Annotated in this window: 19 protein-coding genes; 8 read left to right on the top strand and 11 right to left on the bottom strand. The window is 68.3% G+C overall.

Annotation, left to right across the window (positions count from 1 at the left end):
* Window positions 1-19: 19 nt before the first annotated feature.
* The 3 genes from EI73_RS09755 to phoU are packed head-to-tail and all read left to right on the top strand — an operon-like array spanning window position 20 to window position 2,370.
* Complete coding sequence (locus EI73_RS09755) at window positions 20-709, top strand: winged helix-turn-helix domain-containing protein (RefSeq protein ID WP_034386306.1); 690 nt, start codon at window positions 20-22, stop codon at window positions 707-709.
* On the top strand, window positions 706-1,692 hold the full coding sequence (locus EI73_RS09750; RefSeq protein WP_034386305.1) for a cell wall metabolism sensor histidine kinase WalK: 987 nt from the start codon (window positions 706-708) through the stop codon (window positions 1,690-1,692). Before EI73_RS09755 ends, EI73_RS09750 begins: the two co-directional genes overlap by 4 nt.
* A 33-nt stretch (window positions 1,693-1,725) precedes the next feature.
* A complete protein-coding gene (phoU, locus tag EI73_RS09745; protein WP_034386302.1) occupies window positions 1,726-2,370 on the top strand; it encodes a phosphate signaling complex protein PhoU in 645 nt (214 codons plus the stop codon).
* A gap of 13 nt (window positions 2,371-2,383) precedes the next feature.
* On the opposite strand, the gene EI73_RS09740 is transcribed toward phoU, so the two are convergent.
* The 7 genes from EI73_RS09740 to EI73_RS09710 all read right to left on the bottom strand — a co-directional run bounded on the left by EI73_RS09740 (window position 2,384) and on the right by EI73_RS09710 (window position 10,343).
* Window positions 2,384-3,190, bottom strand: a complete 807-nt coding sequence (locus EI73_RS09740; protein WP_051935471.1) for a siderophore-interacting protein — start codon at window positions 3,188-3,190, stop codon at window positions 2,384-2,386.
* 11 nt (window positions 3,191-3,201) lie between these two features.
* On the bottom strand, window positions 3,202-4,035 hold the full coding sequence (locus EI73_RS09735; RefSeq protein WP_081908998.1) for a heme ABC transporter ATP-binding protein: 834 nt from the start codon (window positions 4,033-4,035) through the stop codon (window positions 3,202-3,204).
* A complete protein-coding gene (locus EI73_RS09730; RefSeq protein WP_034386296.1) occupies window positions 4,032-5,096 on the bottom strand; it encodes an iron ABC transporter permease in 1,065 nt (354 codons plus the stop codon). Before EI73_RS09730 ends, EI73_RS09735 begins: the two co-directional genes overlap by 4 nt.
* A complete protein-coding gene (locus EI73_RS09725) occupies window positions 5,093-5,983 on the bottom strand; it encodes a hemin ABC transporter substrate-binding protein (protein WP_034386294.1) in 891 nt (296 codons plus the stop codon). Before EI73_RS09725 ends, EI73_RS09730 begins: the two co-directional genes overlap by 4 nt.
* 172 nt (window positions 5,984-6,155) lie before the next feature.
* A complete protein-coding gene (locus EI73_RS09720) occupies window positions 6,156-7,955 on the bottom strand; it encodes an ABC transporter ATP-binding protein (protein WP_034386292.1) in 1,800 nt (599 codons plus the stop codon).
* A gap of 88 nt (window positions 7,956-8,043) precedes the next feature.
* Window positions 8,044-9,828, bottom strand: coding sequence for an ABC transporter ATP-binding protein (locus EI73_RS09715; RefSeq protein WP_051935470.1), 1,785 nt, complete (start codon window positions 9,826-9,828; stop codon window positions 8,044-8,046).
* Window positions 9,829-9,887: 59 nt separating this feature from the next.
* Entirely contained in the window at window positions 9,888-10,343 is a 456-nt protein-coding gene (locus EI73_RS09710) for a peroxiredoxin (RefSeq protein WP_034386291.1), read from the bottom strand.
* Window positions 10,344-10,489: 146 nt separating this feature from the next.
* Between EI73_RS09710 and EI73_RS09705 the strand changes: the two genes are divergently transcribed.
* Both EI73_RS09705 and chrA read left to right on the top strand, forming a co-directional pair.
* The gene (locus EI73_RS09705; RefSeq protein ID WP_034386289.1) at window positions 10,490-11,584 is read left to right on the top strand and encodes an acyl-ACP desaturase; all 1,095 of its coding nucleotides are present in this window, start codon (window positions 10,490-10,492) and stop codon (window positions 11,582-11,584) included.
* A 38-nt stretch (window positions 11,585-11,622) separates the two neighbouring features.
* On the top strand, window positions 11,623-12,783 hold the full coding sequence (gene chrA / locus EI73_RS09700) for a chromate efflux transporter (protein ID WP_034386287.1): 1,161 nt from the start codon (window positions 11,623-11,625) through the stop codon (window positions 12,781-12,783).
* Here the strand turns inward: chrA and EI73_RS09695 are convergent.
* Window positions 12,780-13,079, bottom strand: a complete 300-nt coding sequence (locus EI73_RS09695) for a hypothetical protein (RefSeq protein WP_034386285.1) — start codon at window positions 13,077-13,079, stop codon at window positions 12,780-12,782. The two genes, chrA and EI73_RS09695, sit on opposite strands and share 4 nt — an antisense overlap.
* A gap of 51 nt (window positions 13,080-13,130) precedes the next feature.
* Window positions 13,131-14,222, bottom strand: coding sequence for a histidinol-phosphate transaminase (locus EI73_RS09690; protein ID WP_034386283.1), 1,092 nt, complete (start codon window positions 14,220-14,222; stop codon window positions 13,131-13,133).
* Window positions 14,223-14,411: 189 nt separating this feature from the next.
* Here EI73_RS09690 and EI73_RS09685 point away from each other — a divergent pair, with 189 nt between their 5' ends.
* The 3 genes from EI73_RS09685 (at window position 14,412) to EI73_RS09675 (ending at window position 15,865) form a co-directional block, all read left to right on the top strand.
* Window positions 14,412-15,035 carry a TetR/AcrR family transcriptional regulator gene (locus tag EI73_RS09685; RefSeq protein ID WP_034386282.1) on the top strand — a complete coding sequence of 208 codons (624 nt, stop codon included), beginning with the start codon at window positions 14,412-14,414 and terminating at the stop codon, window positions 15,033-15,035.
* Window positions 15,032-15,325, top strand: a complete 294-nt coding sequence (locus tag EI73_RS09680; RefSeq protein ID WP_034386280.1) for a hypothetical protein — start codon at window positions 15,032-15,034, stop codon at window positions 15,323-15,325. Before EI73_RS09685 ends, EI73_RS09680 begins: the two co-directional genes overlap by 4 nt.
* 81 nt (window positions 15,326-15,406) lie before the next feature.
* Window positions 15,407-15,865, top strand: coding sequence for a hypothetical protein (locus tag EI73_RS09675; protein WP_034386278.1), 459 nt, complete (start codon window positions 15,407-15,409; stop codon window positions 15,863-15,865).
* 61 nt (window positions 15,866-15,926) lie between these two features.
* On the opposite strand, the gene EI73_RS09670 is transcribed toward EI73_RS09675, so the two are convergent.
* Both EI73_RS09670 and EI73_RS09665 read right to left on the bottom strand, forming a co-directional pair.
* Window positions 15,927-16,610, bottom strand: a complete 684-nt coding sequence (locus tag EI73_RS09670; protein ID WP_034386276.1) for an SRPBCC family protein — start codon at window positions 16,608-16,610, stop codon at window positions 15,927-15,929.
* Window positions 16,611-16,711: 101 nt separating this feature from the next.
* A complete protein-coding gene (locus EI73_RS09665; protein ID WP_034386273.1) occupies window positions 16,712-17,008 on the bottom strand; it encodes a hypothetical protein in 297 nt (98 codons plus the stop codon).
* Between the last annotated feature and the right edge of the window lie 40 nt (window positions 17,009-17,048).

The raw sequence follows: 17,048 nt of genomic DNA, 5'->3' as shown, positions 1-17,048 counted from the left end.
TTTCCCACAATGAGGGCTGATGAGCCACGTGGTCGTGATCGAGGATGAAAGCACCGTGCGGGAGGTGCTGCGCTTTCACCTGGAGCGAGCGGGGCTGCGGGTGAAAGCCTTCGAGAGCACCGAGGCCGCCGGAACAGCGCTGGGGGAAGCGGACGCTCTGGTGCTGGACTGGATGCTTCCCGGCGAGAGCGGCCTGATGTACCTGCGCCGTCTGCGCGCCGATCCCGAGCTGCGCCGCCTCCCCGTGCTGATGCTCACCGCGCGTGCGGCCGAGGCGGAGCGCGTTGAAGGCTTGGAAAGCGGGGCAGACGATTACCTCACCAAGCCCTTTTCGGCTGCGGAGCTTGTCGCTCGCGTGCGTGCCCTGCTGCGCCGCACCCAACAGGACGCGCCGGAACAGCTTCGTCACGGGCCGCTGGGCATCGACCTCAGCGCCGCAGAGGCGCGGCTGGCAGGAACGCGGCTGAACCTGACTCGGCGTGAATTCGACCTGCTGGCCTTTCTGACCCAGAACGCGGGGCGGGTGTACTCGCGCAGCGACCTGCTTGACCGGGTCTGGGGCGCGGATTTCCTGGGGGGCGAGCGCACGGTTGACCAGCACATCACGCAACTGCGCGCGCATCTGGCTGACGATCCCGCTCGGCCCCGCTTTCTGGAAACGGTGCGTGGCAAGGGCTACCGCATGCGGCCCTGGACGGACGAAGAATGAGGGAAAAGACCGTGCGGGCCTCCTGCGGTGATGCCTGGATGGACGCCCTGCCGCAGGCCGTTCTGCTGTTTTGCCGTGAACGCGAACCGGCTGCCCTGACCGTGACGCGGGTCAACGGAGAAGCGGTTCGGCTGTGGGGTGTCCCGCAGGACCGCGCCGCCGGACGACCACTCCTGGAGGTGGTGCGGCGGCACACCCTGGAGGCTCTGGCCGAACGCGGCGGCGAACTCGAGTTGGAGATGGGGGGCCGCACCCTGCGCTGCACCGCAGTTCCCGCCGCACCCGGGGAGGTCGGGGCCCTGATCGTGGAAGACCTGAGCGCACACCGCCGCCGTGAGGCCGAACTGCGCGAGGCGACGGCGGTTCTCTCGCACGAGTTCCGCACGCCGGTGACCGGGCTGCGCGGGGTGCTGGAGGCCCTGGAATACGAGATGCCCCCCGAGCTCGCGCAGAATTTTGTGCGGCAGGGCCTTCAGGAGGTCGAGCGGCTGGCCCGGCTGGTCGAAGACCTGGCGGTCGGCTTTCGGCCCACCCGCGCCCGCACGCTGCCCCTGGCCGAAGCCTTTGCGCGGGCCGAGCGGCTGCTGGCGCCGGAAGTGGCGGCACGCCGCAGCACCCTGACTTTTGGCGCTGGGCATCTCGTGCGGGCCGACCCCGACAAGCTGCTGCAGGTCCTCCTCAATCTGATCGAGAATGCGCTGAAGTACGGCCCAGCGGAAAAACCCATCGAGGTTCTGACCACCCCGCGCGGCCCCTGGGTCGAGGTTGCGGTGCTGGACTACGGCGCGCCTCTGGCAGAGACCGAAAGCCTCTTTCGGGCCCACACCCGTGGTCCGGGAGCCAGCGGCCAGGGCAGCGGAATGGGCCTGTATATCGTTCGCAGCATCGTTCAGGGCTGGGGCGGACAGGTGTGGACCGAACGGCGCGGCGAGCGGAATGCCTTCTGTTTTACGCTGCCGAGCGGAGGGGGAAGCGGCGGGTAGCTCCGGCCTCGCCCCCCCGACCAAGGAGACCTCATGCGTGACGCCCTCGAAACCGATCTGAAAGCCGTCCTCAATGGCGCCCTCAATATGCTCGGCACCGTCGAGCGGATGCTGCCCATCGCCGGGGAAGTGCTGCTGCACGCTCGCCCCGAGCGGCTGGAAGAGGTCAAGGCCATCGACCGCGAGGTGGACGCGCAGGAGGTGAGGCTCGAGGCCGAGTGCCTGCGCATCATCGCGCTGCACCAGCCGGTCGCGCGGGATCTGCGCCTCGTCGCCCTGATTCTGAAAAGCCTCAGCGACATCGAGCGTATGGGGGACTACGCCGTGCACGTGGCGGAAGACGGCGCCGAACTCGCGCAGCAGCCTCCTCTCAAACGCTACGTGAACCTCGCCCGGATGCTCGCGCGTCTGGGGGAGATGAGCGCCAACCTCCGCACCGCCATCGCCGACCGCGACGTTAGCCGCGCCGAAGCCACCCTCACGATGGACGACGAGGTCGACGATCTCTATGAGCAGATCCAGCGTGAACTCGTCACCTACATGCTCGAAGACCCCCGCCACATCTCCAAGGCCCTGATGCTGATGCGGGTGGGCCGCAGCCTGGAGCGAATCGGGGATCACCTGGAGAACGTGGCCGAGCGCGTGCGCTACTGGGTGACCGGACAGCGCGAGGCGTAGGGCGGCAAGCGCACTAGCCCCGGCTCCGCCCGTACTCGTCCGGGGCGTGGTCGTAGTGCTCGGTGTCGTGATAGGTCCGCTCGTCGACCCCACGTTTCCAGTAGCCGGCCAGCTGCATCTGCTGCGGCGGTAGACCGCGTTCTTCGCGCAGGTGGGCGCGCAGGGCCTTGACACCGGCGGATTCGCAGGCCACCCAGGCGAAGGTGGTGGGGGTCAGCGGCAGGGGCGGCAGGGCACGCACGGCCTCTTGCAGCAGCGTGCTTTCCCCCGCGGGTGCCCTGCGGTGGAGCCAGTGCAGGCGCAGGCCGGGTGGGTGTGCCAGCGGCAGTTCATCGGCAGGCCCAGGGATTTCGATCAGAACGTCTCCCGTCGCGTCCTGGGGGAGTTCCTCCAGGAGGCGGGCGATCGCGGGCAGGGCGCAGTGGTCGCCGGCGATGAGGTAGGGACCGCGGGTGAGGGGAAGCGGCGCGCCCAGCGGCCCCACCACACCAACTGGATCACCTGGCTTGGCCTGAAGCGCCCACTGCGCCGCGAAGCCGCCGTGCAGCACCAGATCCACGGTGAGTTCTCCCGCCTCGCGGTTCAGTGCGCGAACCGTAAAGGTTCGTACCACCGGGCGCGGCGCAGTCTCCGGCAGCGGAAGAGCCGTCGTCCCACGCGGCACAATCAGCAGTTTGAAGGTGTGGCCGGGGCCAAAGTCGCGCAGCTCGCCCGCCAGCGTGAGGCGCAGCAGATTGGGGGTGAGCGGCGCTTTGGCAAGGACGTGCAGCAGGCGTGGGGCGGGACGGCCAGGGCGAGGGGAGGGGGAAGAAACAGTCATAGCAACTCCTCTTACTGCGCGCTCACGATCAAGGGGCACTTCAGACAGGGATGCGGGGTGACGGCGACGCGGTGGCCAAAGGCTTCCTCGATGATGGCGGGGGTGAGCACCTCTTCTGGCGTGCCCAGCGCCGTGACGCGCCCTTGCGAGACGATGAGCACTCGGTCCGCGTACTGCGCCGCGAGGTTGAGATCGTGCAGCACGGCGATCACCCCCACACCCTCGGCACACAGGTCGCGGGCCAGGCGCAGTGTGGCGTGCTGGTGGGCGAGATCAAGGCTGCTGGTGGGTTCGTCGAGCAGCAGCACCCGCGCGGGCTTCTGCGGCTCAGCGGGATCCACCCACAGCTGCGCGAGCACCCGGGCGAGGTGAACGCGCTGCTGCTCTCCTCCCGACAGGGTGAGAATGTCGCGGTGCGCGAAGCCCGCTAGCCCCACCCGCTCAAGGGCGGCGCGGGCCACGGCGCGGTCTTGTTCCGTCTCGCGCCGTCCGTGCGGAATACGGCCCAGCAGCACCACGTCCAGCACCTCGTGTGCAAAGGTCAAGGCGGTCTGCTGCGGCAGGGCGGCACGGCGGCGGGCGAGCGCTGACCGCGAGTACGCGTGCAGCGGGTGCCCGAACAGCTGCACACCCTCCCCAACAAGCTCGCCGGTGAGGTGCCCGAGCAGGGTGCTCTTGCCTGCCCCGTTGCGGCCCAGCACTGCGAGCAGTTCGCCCCCCTTCAGTGCAAAGGTGACCCTCTGCAGCAGCTCGCGCCCGGAAACACTGCACGTGAGGTCCGCCACCTCCACCAGCGGGGCGCCGGGTACGGGTGTGGGCGCTGCCTGACGCGCAAGACGCCTCATCGCCGCTCTCCTTTGCGCGCCTGCCGCAGCAGGTAGAGGAAAAAGGGCGCGCCCAGGAGGGCCGTCACGATCCCAATGGGGAGCTCAGACGGCATCACGACCGTCCGGGCGAGCAGGTCCGCCAGCACCAGCAGCGTGGCCCCCGCCAACGCGGCGGCGGGGAGCAGCGCGGCGTGATTCGGGCCGGTCAGCAGGCGCATCAGGTGGGGAACGACCAGCCCCACAAAGCCGATGGTCCCCGCGACGGCCACCCCGGCGCCCACGCTGAGGGCCACCAGCGCCACCACCGCCCACTTCACGGCGGTCACGGGAACCCCCAGGTGTGCGGCGTTGCTTTCGCCCAGCGTGAGGGCATTGAGCGGACGGGCCAGCAGCGGCAGCCCCAACACGCCCACCAGCAGCAGGGGCGCAGCGCTGAGCACCGCAGGCCAGGTCGCGCCGCCCAGCGAGCCGAGCTGCCAAAACGTGATGGAGCGAAGCTGCTCGTCGGTAGCGAGGTAGGTCATCAGGCCGGTTCCCGCCCCACACAGGGCATTCACCGCGATGCCCGCGAGCAACATGGTGGCGACATGCATCCGGCCCCGTTCCTGCGCGAGGGTATAGATCAGGGCGGTGGCCACCACACTCCCCACAAAGGCCATCACCGGCAGCGTGTACGACCCGAACAGGTGAATGCCCAGCACCACGCTCAGTGCGGCGGCCAGGCTCGCGCCGCTGGAGATCCCCAAGAGGCCGGGGTCGGCCAGCGGGTTACGAAACAGGCCCTGCATGGCGGTTCCCGCCACCGCTAGCCCCGCACCCAACAGGAGGCCCAGGACCACGCGCGGCAGCCGAATGGCATAGAGCACGGCGGCCTGCTGGTCCTCGTAGGCCGCCAGGGGCGGCACCCCCAGCGGCGCGAGCAGGATGGAGACCACCTGCGCCGGAGCGATGTGCACCGCTCCCGTTCCGACAGCAAAGACCACCGCCGCCAGCAACCCCAGCGGGAGCAGGGCCAGCGTCCAGCGAGCCCGAACGCGCTGGCGGCTGATGGCCGGAGCCGGGGTCAGGCGGGTGGTCACCGGTCGAAGTCCTTTTTCCACTCGCGGGCGAGCTTCAGCGCGAACTCCGGCAGGCGCGGCCCGATCCAGCGGATGGAGTTGTCCACGGTGTAGATACGCCGGTGTTTGCCGGCGTTCGTCTGCGCCACTCCCGGCATCTTCAGCAGGCCTTCTCTGCCCCCCACGGCGTCGAGGCCACGTTCAAGCATGATGATGGCGTCGGGATTGATCGCGACGAGCGCTTCGGCCGTGAGCGGCTTGGTGTCCTCAAAGGGTGCGGCGTTCTTGCCCCCGGCGAGTTCGATCAGCTCGTTGGCCCCACCCCGAGTGCCGTAGATCGTAGCGTCGCTGGGGCTATGCGCGTACAGAAAGATGACCCTCGGGGCGCGCTTGGGCCGGTTGGCCCGAACGGCCGCGAGGGTGGTGTCAAAGCTCTTGGCCAGCGCGTTCGCGGCACTGGGCACGCCATAGACCTGCGCGAGCATATTCAGCCGGGTCTTGACCCCCTCGAGCCCTCCCGTATCGCTCGCGGGCAGCACCAGCACGGGGACACCCGCCGCTCGAAGCTGCCCCACCAGCGTGGTGTTTTTCGGGGTGGCAAAGTTGTCGGCGGTGCCGATCACCAGGTCCGGCTTCAGCGAGAGGATGCCCTCGGCAGGAAGCTGGGCCCAGTGCCCCACGCTGGGAATCTTGTTGGGGGGGTAGGTGCCGGTAATGTCCGTTCCGACGATGGTGTTTTGCTTGCCCAGGCGGTAGATGAGTTCTACCGTGGTGCCGTTGAGGGCAACCACCCGCTTGGGGGCACTGACGTTCACGGTCACGCCGTCGGCCCCCTTCACACTGGCGGCAGAGGCGGCGGACAACAGGGCAAGGCTGAGGATGAGGACGGTCTGGGGAAACTTGGGCATAGCACACTCCGAAACAGCACAGGAAGGCTCTCCTCACTGCACGCCGGCAGTCAGGAACACGACGGTCGCGCCTATCCTGCTTAAACCAAGCGAATAAGTCAAGTTTAGCGGGGAGGGCCCCACCACACCAACCCCGGTGGGTTCTTCCAAGGTGGCTGCGGCCCTGCGGGACCTACTCGCCCGCGTCCTCGGCCCACAGCGCCCGCATCTCCGCGCTGCGCTCCAGGAGCTCTTCCAGGGTGCCCTCGTCGGTCAGTTGGCCGTCTTCCAGCAGCAGGATGCGGCTCGCGCGGCTGAGGGCAGCGCGGCGGTGCGAGACGACGAGGCAGGTGGCGTCTGTCTCCCGAAAGAGGCCGTCCCAGAGCTGCGCCTCGGTGCGGGCGTCCAGGGCGCTCGACACATCGTCAAACACCAGCAGGTCGGCTCCGGTGGCGAGCATTCGGGCCACCGCCACACGTTGCATCTGCCCCCCCGAGAGCTTGACGCCACGCGCCCCAACCGGGGTCTCCAGCCCTGCGGGGAGCCCCGCAAGGTCGGGTTCCAGCACCGCGAGGCGAAGGGCCCGCTCGAGGCGGTTCGGGCCGCTGCCCTGAAGCACGTTCTCGCGCAGGGTATCGGAGAAGAGGCTGGGAAGCTGCGCCGTGTACGCGCTGCGGGGGGGCACGAAAAAGGTCGCCGGGTCCGTCACCTCTGTGCCGTTCCAGAAGACGCGGCCCCCAGCGCGCGGCATCAGCCCCAGCAGTGCCCGCAGCAGCGTGGTCTTGCCGCTGCCGATGCGCCCGGTCACAACCACGAATTCGCCCCGGCGCAGGCGGAAACTCACGTTTGTCACGCCCGCGCTGCCGGGATGATGGGCGCTCAGATCCTCCACCCGCAGCTCTTCGAGCGGTTCAGCGCGCGGCGCGGCAGACGCAGGGGGCAGCTCGCCCTGTAGGTACACCGGGTGGTGCGCGACCACCGTGCCGGGGGGCGCGTCCTGAAGCAGCCGCTCCATTCGGTCATAGCTCACTCCGGTGCGTCGGTGACGGGCAATCGCATCCCCAAAAAAGGCCATGCTCCCGGTCAAACGCGGCAAAAGGCCGATGAACAGCACGAAGTCGGCCACGTCCATCACGCCGCCCCGCACCTGATTGGCCCCCAGCAGCAGCACCAGGCCCACCGCCAGATTCACCATGTTGACGTTCAGGCCGCGAATCAACTCGGTGAGCAGCACGTCACGCAGGGCGGACCGGCGGCGCACCTCGCCCAGCCGCTCGAGGTGGGTGACCATCTGCGCCTCGCGGGCAGCGAGCTTGACGGCGCTCACGGCCCCGAAGGTCTCCCCGATGAAGTCGGTGACGCGGGCCGTGGCCTCGCGCATCCGGCGGCGGTAGGCGCGGATCCGCGGCGAGAGGCGCCCCACGAAGAGAATCATCAGGGCCAGCGGCGTGCACACCAGCAGCGTGATCACCGGGTCCACCCGCACCATCATGGCGACCGCCAGCACGCAGTAGACGACGAAGCCCGCACCGTCCACCCAGACCTCGGTGTACGCCGCCACGTCATCCACGTCGTCGCGAAAGCGGCTGACGGCCTCGGCGGGGGTGTCGGGCAGGCGCCGCGAGCCGCGCGCGGTCAGCAGGTAACTCAGCAGGTTGCGCCTAAGAAGCGCGTCCAGCGTGTACCACAGCTCGATCCAAGCCCGGAATGCCCCGTAAAAGACGCCAAAGCGGCTCACGCGCACAAGGGCGAACCACCCGACCGAGACCCAGGCCGCGGCGATGAGCGGGTCCATGGGCTGGTCTGCCGTCCTGAGCCGGTCGGCCTCCTCCAGCCGCTCAAAGACCCCGCTGACGGCCAGCGTCAGCAGGGCGGGGGAGGCGTGGACCATTCCCCACATCAGCAGGTTAAAGGCAAAGAGCCAGGGACGGTAGGCAAACAGCCTGCTGGAGAGGGCAAAGGTGCGTTCCTGAGAGGCGGGCGAGGTGGTCATGGGCAGCTCCGGAGAAAGGGTGAGGGGTGAGGCAGAAGCGAACCAGGGCCGCGCACGCCACGCCGCCCCACGGGCCTCTGAGCGCCCTTCACGCGAGCACCCCCTCGTCCTCCAGCGCTCCTGCCCGCAGCAGCTTCGCGTAGTGGCTGTGCGGGTCGCGGGCAAGCTGAGCACGGGGGCCGTCTTCCAGCACACGGCCGTCACCCAGGACCAGGATGCGGTCGGCGCGGGCCACCGTGTCGAGGCGGTGCGCGATGACGATGGCGGTGCGTCCGGCGAGCAGACGGCCCATGGCTCGGGTGAGCTGCGCTTCCGTCGCGGGGTCGAGGCGGCTGCTGGGTTCGTCGAGGACCACGACGGCGGGGTTGCGCAGCAGCACGCGGGCAAAAGCCAGGAGCTGTGCCTGCCCCGCGCTCAGGCTACCGGCGGGAAGGGGGGTTCGCACGCCCTGCGGAAGCCGGGCGAGCCATTCCCCCAGACCGACCTCACGCAGCGCGGCTTCTACCTCGGCGTCGGGCACCGACCCATCGAAAAAGGAGAGGTTGTCGCGCACGCTGGCCTGAAAGAGCTGCACGTCCTGGGTGACGACGGCCACGCGGCTCCTGAGGCTGGCAAGGCGGACATCGCGGGTGTCTACCCCGCCCAGCCGCACGCTTCCGCCCGTGGGGTCGTAGAGCCGCGAGACCAAGCGGGTGAGGGTGGTCTTGCCGCTGCCGGTGCGGCCCAGCAGGCCCACGGTCTGCCCGGCGGGGAGGTAGAAGGACACGTCCTGTAGCACGGGGCGCACCGTAGGGTCTTCCGGTACGTAGCTGAAGTCGACGTGCTCAAAGCGCAGGTCGAGCGGTCCCTCAGGCAGGTCGCGCGTTCCCTCGGCCAGCCCCGAACGCAGCGCGAGCAGTTCGCCCACGCGGCTCAGCCCCGCGCCCGCCTTTTGGAGGTCCTGAAGCTGCTGGGTGAGCTGGTCGATGGGTTCTTCCACCATGCTCATGTACTGGTAGAGCAAGAAGGCGGTGCCCAGCGTGATCGCGCCCGCCGCGTACAGGCTCACGGCGGCGCTCAGGATGCCCACGTACCCAAGGGCGAACAGCACCATGCTGAGCTGCCACACCAGGCTGCGCCGCCGCCAAGAAAAGGTGCTGCGCTCGAAAAACTGCCGCTGCACCCGCAGAAAGCCGCGCAGGTGGTGTTCTCCCGCCCCCAGCGAGCGGATGTCATCCAGGCCCGCGAGCCGCTCTTCGACGTAGCCGAAGAGCCGCGCGCTGCTCTCGCGTTCCAGGCGGGTGGGTTCCACGCCCTTCTTCCGCACCCGGTTCATCGCCAAGAGCGTGACGATCACAAAGAGGGTGATGCCCACGCCGACGCGCCAGTCGGTCAGGTAGAACATCGAGACCGCGCCGGTCAGCAGCAGCGCCGCGCCGAACACCCGCACCGCAAACTGCGAGAAGAAGTTGCTCAGGGCCGTCACGTCGCCGTCGATGCGCTCGATCATCTCGCCGGGGGTACGTTCCTTGTGTTCACGCATATCCAGCGAGAGCAGGTGGCGCATCAGGTCGGCGCGCAACCGGTTGGTGGCCGTCCAGCCCACCCGCGCCCCCACGTAGGTCGCCCCGGCGGTGAGCAGTTGGACGCCCACCGCCAGCGCGATATACAGGCCCGCCAGCCGCGCGAGCAGGCCCACATCTACGCCCGCGCCCAGCCGAGCATGGTCCACAAAGCGCCGCAGCAGCTGCGGCAGCAGCAGGTTGAGGCCGGTGCCGGTGAGAAGCAGCGCGGCCAGCAGGACGACCTGCCACTTCAGCGGCCCGAGGTAGTCACGCAGGACCACCAGCGTGCCCGAACGCGGCGGGGAAGAGGGAGAGGAAGCGTCCGGCATCCCCTCAAGCTAGGGCAGCGGGGAGTGGGGATGCATCCGCCGAGTGGCGCAGTCGGGGTCTACAGCTCCGCCAGCTTCGCCAGCACCACTTCGGGCCGCACGGTGTACTCGCTCGTCTTCGCCTCCACGTGTTCGAAGCGCACGATGCCCGCTCTGTCGATCAGGAAGACCGCCCGCCCGCTGATGCCGCGCTCGTCGATGGCGACGCCGTACCGCCGAGCCACCTCCAGATTCATGTCCGCAAGCAGCGGCACCTCGATCCCGTACTCGGCGGCCCAGGCCCGGTGCGCGTACACGCTGTCACGGTTCACCCCCAGGATCACGGCCCCGGCCTCCGCGAAGTCGTCCTGACGACCAGAGTACTCGGGAAGCTGCATGGAGCAGACCGGGCTGAAGTCGAGGGGATAGAACACCAGCACCACATGCTTTTGCCCGCGGTAACTGCTGAGCGTGACCGGCTCCCCCAGGGTGGAGGGCAGCGTGAAATCGGGCGCGGGCTGACCGAGAAGGCTCATGACGCCATGCTAGCGGGCGGGGCCGCCCCCTGCACGAACGCTTGCCGAGCGTTGCACCGCGTCCCGGTTCGGCGCTCTGGCCGCTCGGGGGAACTAGGCTAGATCCCTCCCGCCCAGCATTCCGCACCCACACAAGGAGGCCCCCAGTGGCTGAGATTTTCCCCCCCAACATGCTTCAGGAGCGCCCGCGCACGCCCGCCGGGCTGCTGAGCAACCGCGAAAAGGACCGGCTCATCGAGCGCGGCTTTCTGGGCCTGTACCGCTGGTACACCGCCCGCAGCCAGGAGACGCGCAACTGGAACCCCGACAAGAGCTTTGACTGGCGGAACATGCAAAAGAACCTCCCTCCAGAGGTCATCACCGTCATCCAGGGCTTTTTTGCGGTGGAGCAGTACGCCCCCGACTTCACCTCCAACCTGGTTCATCTGGTGCGCCGCAGTCACGGCCGCAGCCACTTTCAGCTCCGCTGGGGCAGCGAGGAAGAAAAGCACGCCGACGCCTGGGAAAACGCGGTCCTCTTCAGCGGGCAGCGCAGCCCGGAGTGGATCGCGGAATACAAGGACCGCCTGCGCTCGCAAACCTGGGAACTCCCCTTTCCCGACGCGATTCATAACCTGGTGTACACCGTGTTTCAGGAGCGGGCCACCCAGCTCAACTACCTGAATCTGATGAAGATCGCCCAGGGCAGGAGCGAGAAGCCGCACCTCAGGGGCGTGACTGATCCGGTGCTGGCAAAAGTCGCCCAGACCATCGCGGTGGACGAGGCCGCGCACTACAACTTCTTCCTCGAAGGCGTGCGGATGTACCTCTACTACTACCCCGAGCGCACGCTGGAGGCGATCAAGAACGTGATCAGCCAGTTCGCGATGCCTGCCGCCACCCTGGTGCCGGACTGGCAGGAGTTCTACGAGACGGTGTACCGCGCCGGGATCTACGGCCCGCGTGACTTTTCTCGCGACGTGATGCAGGTGGCCTTCCGCAACCTGGGGATCGAGAGCCGCAAGGCGCTGGAAGAGGGCATCAAAAAGACCCGCGAGGTGCCTGACTTCGAGGGCGGCAACTTCAAGACCACCGCCATCTGGGACACCTTCGACTACGGCGCGGTCGAGGGCGACGTGCGCCGCCTCCATCTCAAGATTCAGGAGTACGAAAAGGGGATTGGCTTTGACCTCTACGACCCCACCGAGTTCGTAGAGAACCCGGAAGTGCCCAAGAAGCCCGGGCAGGCCGCCGACGACTAAGCGCCCGAGCTCCGGGTCCCCCGTAGACTGACCTCCAGATGCGAACGCTGGAGGTCTTTCTCGTCTTCCTGCGGCTGGGCCTCACCAGTTTCGGGGGACCGGTCGCGCACCTCGGGTATTTCCGCGCAGAACTCGTGGAGCGGCGCCGTTGGATCAGCGAGGCAGGCTACGCCGATCTCGTGGCGCTCGCGCAGTTTCTGCCGGGGCCGGCCAGCAGTCAGGTGGGGCTTAGCCTGGGGCTGCTGCGGGGGGGCTGGCCGGGCCTCTTGGCCGCCTGGACGGGCTTTACCCTGCCCAGCGCGCTTCTCATGTTCGCTTTCGCGCTGGGCATCACGCACCTGCGGCCCGAAATGGAGGCCGGATGGCTCGCGGGGCTCAAGGTGGCGGCTGTGGCCGTGGTCGCACAGGCGGTGGCCGGGATGTGGACCACCCTGGTGACGGACCGGCTGCGGGCGGCCCTCGCGCTGGGGACCGCGGCGGCCCTGCTGCTGGTGCCGGGAGCAGGCGCACAGGTCGCGGCGCTGCTGCTGTGCGCGTTCGTCGGCTGGCGCAGCGTTCCCGGCGGGGCACCAAACGCCGCGCACCTGCCGGGGGTGCCGGTCTCACGGCGACTGGGCCTGGCCCTGCTGCTGGCTGCCGGGGCCGGTCTGCTGCTGCTGCCCCTGCTCGCGCCCCTGGGACCCGGCTGGGCTCTGGCCGCTGCCACCTTTCGCGCGGGAGCGCTCGTGTTCGGGGGCGGCCACGTGGTGTTGCCGCTGCTGGAAGCCGGGCTCGTTCCGCAGTTTCTGTCGCATCAGACCTTTGTGGCGGGCTACGGGGCAGCCAATGCCGTTCCCGGACCCCTGTTTACCTTTGCCACCTACCTGGGCGGCGCTCAGACGGCACTGCCCGCCGGGCAGGGTGCCCTGGTCGCCACCCTGGCGGTGTTTTTGCCCGGTGCGCTGCTGATGGTCGGCGCGCTGCCCTTTTGGGCACGGCTGGCGGCGCAGTCCTCCATTCGCTCGGCGCTCGCCGGCCTGAATGCGGGCGTGGTGGGTCTCCTGCTCGCAGCGCTCTACACTCCGGTGTTCACGTCGGGCATTCAGGGCCCCGCTCAGGCCGCGCTGGCGCTGCTGGCCTACGCCGCCCTGACGGCGGGTCGAGTGCCCGCCTGGGGGGTGGTGGGCGGTTGTGCGGCCGCCGGCGAGGCCCTGTTCTAGGGCGAGCGCTCCTCCTCTAGCCCGTAGATCTCCAGAAACCGCCGCACCCGCGCCTCGAGCGTGGGCAAAGGGGCGACCTCGCCGCAGACCCAGTCGGGCTGGTAGTTGCGGCAGACGGCGGGGCGGGCGGCATAGATCCCGCAGAGGCAGTCCCGGCCGAGGTGCCGGCAAACCACCCCCAGCGGCTTGCCCAGGGCGTGGATGTCAGGCGCTGCGCAGCACGCGCCGCACGCTGTACAGCCGCGCACAAGCGGGGAGCGGGGCGGAAAGTCGGGTGGGGGGATGAAGGGATCCATAGGGGGTGAGACCACGCTCGCGCACCGACCCGGTGCCCGGGTAGCCCCGTGCTAGCGAAAGGCCTGCGCCGCCTGAAGGAGCGCGTCATTCTCGGCGGGCGTGCCGACCGCAACGCGCAGGCAGCCCGCAAGTCCCGGCAGCTGGTCCTGACGCCGAACGACGATGCCGTGCTCGAGAAGGTGACGGTAGGCGGCCTCAGCGTCCGGGGTGCGGATCAGGTAGAAGTTGGCCGCAGAGGGCAGCACCTGCCAACTGGGGTGGCCTTGCAGGGCCGCAAAGATGCGCTCGCGTTCGCGGCGGACCTCCTCGGCCCGTTTCCGCACGTAGTCGGGGTGTTCCAGGGCGACTTCCAGCGCCGTCTGCGTGAGGGTGTTCACGTTGAAGGCGGGAACCAGTTTCTGGAGGTGCGCTGCCAACTGCGGACTGGCGAGCGCGTAGCCCAGCCGCAGGCCCGCTAACCCCCACGCCTTGCTGAAGGTCCGCAGGCTGAGACGGTTCTCGCCCTCCCGCACCAGAGCGCGGTAATCGGTTCCGCTGTACTGGTGGTACGCCTCGTCGAGCACGACCACCCAGTCACCCGCCGCCTCCACCACCTCGCGAACAGCCGCCGCAGTGTCCGCATAGCCGGTCGGGGCGTGCGGCTCGGTGATGTACAGCACGCCCGGTGTGTTCTCGCGCAGGGCGGCCTGAAGTCCCGCGACGGGAAGCGAACCATCGGGGTTGAGGGGCACTTGAACCAACGTCGCGCCCAGAAGCTGCGCCTCCAGGGTGTACACGCTAAAGGTGGGGCTCACCGTGAGGACCGTCTGTCCGATGCCTGCCAGCTCAGTGAGCAGCTTGATGAGCACGTTGCTGCCCGGCGTCACCACCACGGCCGCCGGGTCCCAGTCTTCGTAGGCCGCGATGGAGGCCTTGAGCGTGTCGGCGTGCAGGTCGGGATAGCGGTTCCAGGGTCGGGCCAGCATTCGTTCGGCAGCGAGCGCCTTGAGATCTGCCGGAAAATCGTAGGGGCTCTCGTTTTGGTCGAGCTTGATGGGCACGTCAATGGGCGTAAACGGGTAGGCGGGCACCGCACGAACGGCGGGGCGCACCCCCGCGGGGTCCGGCGCGGCAGCCGTGGAGGGCAAAGGCTCGGTGGTCATGCGCCCGTTCTACCACCCGGCACCGGGAAGCGCCGCCTCGTCCAGCCATCCCAAACGGCTTCCGGTCACTCCATTCTGGAATCCGTCCTTCTTCCGCCGGTCGGGCTTCAACCGGAAGCCGGATCAAACGGACGTTCGCTGGTCTGCGTGCTAGGCTGCATCCACGCACGCGCTGCCTGCGCCCTTGCCATGATGGACCGCTCCCCCGATCTTCCCGCGCCCGAAGCCCCGGCCAGAACCCGCCGTGAGCAGATCCACGACGTCGCCAGCCGCCTCTTTTCCGAGCGCGGCTACCACGCGACCAGCATGCGTGACCTCGCGGGAGAGCTGGGCATGCAGGGGGGGAGCCTGTACGCGCACATCAGCGGCAAGGAGGAACTGCTCGTGGAGATCGTGCAGCGGGCTGCACGGCAGTTTGATGAGGCCCTCTTGACGCTGCGCGACGTGCCGCTTCCCGCCGAGCAGAAGCTGCGCGAGGCGATGTACCGGCATATCCGCGTGGTCGCGGACAACATGGAAAGTGCGACGGTCTTCTTTCATGAGTGGAAACACCTCTCGCCGGAGGCCTACGCCCGCGTCACGACCTGGCGCGACACCATCGATGCCTTTTACCGCGATCTGATTCGCCAGGGCCTCCAAGAAGGCCGCTTTCGAGCTGATCTCGACGTTAAGATGACGGCCAACCTCATTCTGTCCGCCGTGAATTGGACCTACACCTGGTACCGGCCCGGGGGGACCATGACGCCCCGCGACGTGGCGGAGCGGTACGCCGACATGCTGCTGGGCGGCCTGCGAGCGCCAGAAACGCCATGAGCCACCCGACCGTCACTGTTCGCATCCGCGACGCCCTGCGGTACGCCCAGCGCCGGGCTGCTCAGCTGGGCCGCACCCAACAGCTCGAACTGGGTGAGGACCTCTTTATTCGTATCGCGCCGGGCGGGCGCAAGTTCCTGCTGTTCTGTCTGGACGGCGAACCGGACCAGGCGACCGCCCGCGCCATCGCCGAAGTGCTAGGGCTTCACAACCCGCAGTATGGCTGGCACCAGGGCGCGACCCTGCGTTCGCTCACGGTGATCGAGACGGGGGCCGAGGAGCTCGGCTGACCGGTCCCTGATGGAACCTTTAGGGCTTGGTTGAGGAAGCACTGAACCGGCCCCACACCGAAGAACGTACCGTAAGGCGGTATGAAAAGACTTCTTGCGTTCCTGACGCTTCCACTGGCCCTCGCCTCGTGCAGCACCTTTGGGGTGCCCAATGGGGACGTGACGGGCGATATCTCCAACGCTCCGGTGGGTCAGGGCACGGTCCGTCTGGCCCTCCGGGGCGTCACCTTTGGCGGCACCACCAACGAGACGGTCGAACAGTTCGCGGTCACGCCTACCGACAAGGGCATCTACGCGATCAGCCTGCCCCCCTCGCCCCGCGACGGTGGCTACGAGGTGATCGCCTACGTGGACAGCAACGGTAACCGGCAGTACGACTCGGGCGAGACGCGCACCCAGTCGAACGGCAAGACCCTGGTGTACACCAGCAGCAATGTCGTCGGCACCTTTACGGGCCTCAGCAAGGGCTGGAACCTGGTGCAAGACGGCCAGGTCGTCCAGCGCGGTACCCCCTTTCACAACTACGACCTGACGTTCTAACGCCGCGCAGGACGCGAGTAGAGGCGGCCTCCTTGGGGAGGCCGCCTCTTCCGGGGTGCCCTTAGGCCTGTGCCTGAGGATGTGTGCCCTCAAAGGTCTGTTTGAAGTTCTGGAGGTCGTCGGCGATCTGCTGGCTGGGTTCCTCACCGAACAGCTTGGCCACCGCCGCCCCCAGCGCCCCGGCCGGCGGACGGTAGGAGAGGGCGACGTGAACGCGCGTGCCGCCGTTGGGCAGGCTTTCAAACTGCACGCTGCCCGCATTGTCCACCGTCGCACCGGGGAGGGAATGCCAGCCGATCCGCTCACCGGGCTTGTCGTTCACAATCTCGGCTTCCCACTCGACGTGTGTGCCGAGGGGTGCCTTGGCCACCCAGCGGCTGCGGCGCTCGTCGAGCACCGTCACGCTTTCCAGATGGCTCATGATGCGGGGCAGGTTTTCCAGGTTCCGCCAGTAGGCGTACACCTGTTGGGCAGGGCGATCAATCACCACGCTGTGCTCCACGAAAATCGGCTTGGCGGCGTTCGTGTTGCCGCTCAGCCCCGCCGCGGCCATCACCGGGTCATTGCCGGTCGCGGCGCGGTAGGCGAGGTAGCCCCCCACCGCCGCCAGCCCCAGACCCAGCACCCCGCCGCGCCTGAGCCCCATCAGCAGCAGCGCGCCGCCAGCGGCCCCACTGATCAAGCGCCCCTGGTCCATGCTCTTGCTGCCTTCCTTGCTCTTCGAGTTGTCCATATTTGCGCTCATAGGTTTTCCTCCGCTGCGCCGCAGTGTAGGGCCGCGCTCTCATTTTCCGGGTGAACCCTTCCCCAAGCCACATTTAATGGTGAGAAGGGGGTGGCCCTAGCCTAGCGCTCCTCGTTGCGGTCGTCGCCACTCGCCCCGATGAGGTCGGCGTCCTGCCCCTGACCCGCCGGCCGCAGCATCCCACTGTTGTCCATCTGCCGAGCGGGATCACTCTGACCGGTCATCCCGCTGGACAGACCGCCGGATTCTGCGTGCTGCTCCACGATCTCCTGTGTGGCCCGCCGGTCCGCCGGAGTGGTGCCGCCCTGCTGGCTGACATCGAGGTTGCTGTTCGTGTCGGGCGTGTTCGGCGTCGCACCCATGTAGGACGCTGTCTCACCGCGTCTCTTCTCATCCATGCGGGAACCTCCGGTGCCTATGCTTTCCCGCCATCCCGGA

The organism is Deinococcus sp. YIM 77859 (genome assembly GCF_000745175.1).
Classification (GTDB): domain Bacteria; phylum Deinococcota; class Deinococci; order Deinococcales; family Deinococcaceae; genus Deinococcus.
The sequence above is the reverse complement of the archived record's forward strand: the minus strand, read 5'-3'. Positions and strand labels throughout refer to the sequence as shown.